Annotated in this window: 3 protein-coding genes; 2 read left to right on the top strand and 1 reads right to left on the bottom strand. The window is 35.0% G+C overall.

What is annotated here, in order from left to right:
* Window positions 1-288 (bottom strand): asparagine synthase-related protein (locus A9Q93_RS04925; RefSeq protein ID WP_303686269.1); only part of this gene is annotated, 288 nt, incomplete at its 3' end.
* A 172-nt stretch (window positions 289-460) separates the two neighbouring features.
* Here A9Q93_RS04925 and A9Q93_RS04920 point away from each other — a divergent pair.
* Together A9Q93_RS04920 and A9Q93_RS04915 are read left to right on the top strand one after the other, a co-directional pair.
* Entirely contained in the window at window positions 461-1432 is a 972-nt protein-coding gene (locus A9Q93_RS04920) for a fasciclin domain-containing protein (RefSeq protein ID WP_303686268.1), read from the top strand.
* Window positions 1433-1543: 111 nt separating this feature from the next.
* Window positions 1544-2011: a transcription elongation factor gene (locus A9Q93_RS04915; protein WP_303686267.1), complete on the top strand. Its 468-nt coding sequence runs from the start codon at window positions 1544-1546 to the stop codon at window positions 2009-2011.
* The last annotated feature ends 138 nt before the right edge of the window (window positions 2012-2149 follow it).

Genomic DNA, 2149 nt, shown 5'->3' with positions numbered 1-2149 from the left:
TGGATTAGGCGTGCGTCCACGAGCATACTCATCAAACATGTAATCTACAATGCGCTCTTTGTATTGATCGCTCAAATCTACCGTTTGAAAAGGAATACCTAACTTATCTGCAACGAGCATGGCATCGTTAGAGTCTTCTAACCATGGACACTCATCACTTATAGTTACTGTGTCATCGTGCCAGTTTTTCATAAACAAACCGATAACCTCGTGACCTTGTTCTTTTAATAAATATGCGGCAACGCTAGAATCTACGCCGCCAGAAAGTCCTACTACTACTTTTGCCATGATGCAAAAATACGATAAGGTACACTGTTTATTATTTTACTCTCATTAGATTTTTCTTATGATGTTAAACGCTGTAACTATCAAAGAATCCTTTCCATTGATTTGAATCTTTTTTAAACAATTTAAACAGTTTGTTTTCGTTATTTTGCAAGCTGAAAAAGAATATCTGTTCATGAAAATATTAAAAAAATACTCCTATACTCTTCTTGTTTTATTACTAGCCGTGACTTCTTGTGAAGATGCTGATGATAATGGTAATCGTATCGATCCAAATAACTCTGCCTATGATTTAACGGAGAGCAATTCTGATCTTAGCCTATTTAATGAGGCGCTCCTACGCACGAGTCTAGATGCTACACTAGATTCTCAAGGTATATACACTGTATTTGCCCCTAATAATGCTGCTTTTATGCAATTTCTTACAGCAAATGGTTTTGCAGATATAGCGACCGTACCGGTGGATCAATTAAGAACTATCCTATTGTACCATATTATCGTAAGTAGATTAGAAACAGATGTTATAACTAGTGGTTATATTAAAACACTCGGTAAAGATGAAGAAATTGAGTCGTTAGATCTTTTTGTTGATGCCTCATCACCTATCGTTCTTAATGGTAGTGCGACTGCCTTGCAGGAAGATATTTTTGTAGATAATGGAGTAGTCCATATCATAGACGAGGTGCTTGCCTTACCTACATTAACAACGTTAATTGATGCAAATCCAGGATTTAGTAATCTATCGAGTGGTCTATCTATAACTGGATTAGACACTACTTTATCAAGCCAGGTAGGGACTGTGCAAGCTCCTTTTACGGTTTTTGCACCTGACAATGAAGGTTTTCAAGCATTAGTAGATTTAGACGCTACGGATGATCTCGATACTATACAAGACATTTTAGATTTGACTAATTTAGCTGATATACTTTTATACCATGTTTTAGGAAACGATCGCTTGCGAGCTGGAGAAATAAGCAATGGATTAAGTGTAAATACAATTGTCGGAAATCCTTTTATAATTGATACTTCTACAGGTAGTATACAATTTACTGATGGCGCGATGACTCCCGTAATTATCTCTTCCACAGATGTAACGGCTATTAATGGTGTACTTCACACTATCGATATAGTTGCGCGACCATTTTAATTCTTAAACAACATTACTTTTATTTGCCTTGAATCCTTTTAATGTGATGAGGCTTTTTTAAAGTTTAAGAACTAAGCAAAGGTATTATATTTACTCACAGATCAATTTATTATGAATGAAAATGAATATCTCAAATTTAAAGTTGAGATAAATACCTATTGCTTAGATATTTTAGGCGATCGCTTAACTACCATTAAAGCGAATCTTGATTCTTTAATGGACGCAAAACGTAATGAAACTAAGAGTAGCGCTGGAGATAAATACGAGACTGGACGTGCAATGATTCAAAATGAAGAGGAATTGTACAAGAGACAAGGAGCAGAAACTCGTAAAACTTTAGATCAAATGCTACGCATAGATCCTGACAAGTCTTGTTCTACAGTAGAGCCTGGTGCTCTGGTAATTTTACCTTCAGGACATTTCTATGTAGGCGCAGGCATGGGAAAGTTAGAAGTAAATGGTAAAAATTGTTTTGCCATAAGCCTATCTTCTCCTATGGGACAAGCACTTAAAGGTAAAACTGCTGGTACAACATTTTCGTTTCAAGAAAAGGAAATACTAATACTTAATATTTATTAATACAACCTAGAGCTATTATATGATTAAACGCTTAAATAAACAGCTTGATGAATTAACATCTTATACTAATAAAGGTAACATCATCAATAAAAAAGTGTCTAAAAAAGGAACTTACTGGCATATCGATCATAGCTTAAA

Source organism: Nonlabens dokdonensis, from assembly GCF_002162835.1.
GTDB lineage: Bacteria > Bacteroidota > Bacteroidia > Flavobacteriales > Flavobacteriaceae > Nonlabens > Nonlabens dokdonensis_B.
This window is presented reverse-complemented; position numbering and strand designations above follow the sequence as displayed.

Bases quoted from the DNA above. Each gene is read 5' to 3' on its own strand.
- A9Q93_RS04920 (WP_303686268.1), top strand. From the start codon at position 461: ATGAAAATATTAAAAAAATACTCCTATACTCTTCTTGTTTTATTACTA.
- A9Q93_RS04915 (WP_303686267.1), top strand. From the start codon at position 1,544: ATGAATGAAAATGAATATCTCAAATTTAAAGTTGAGATAAATACCTAT.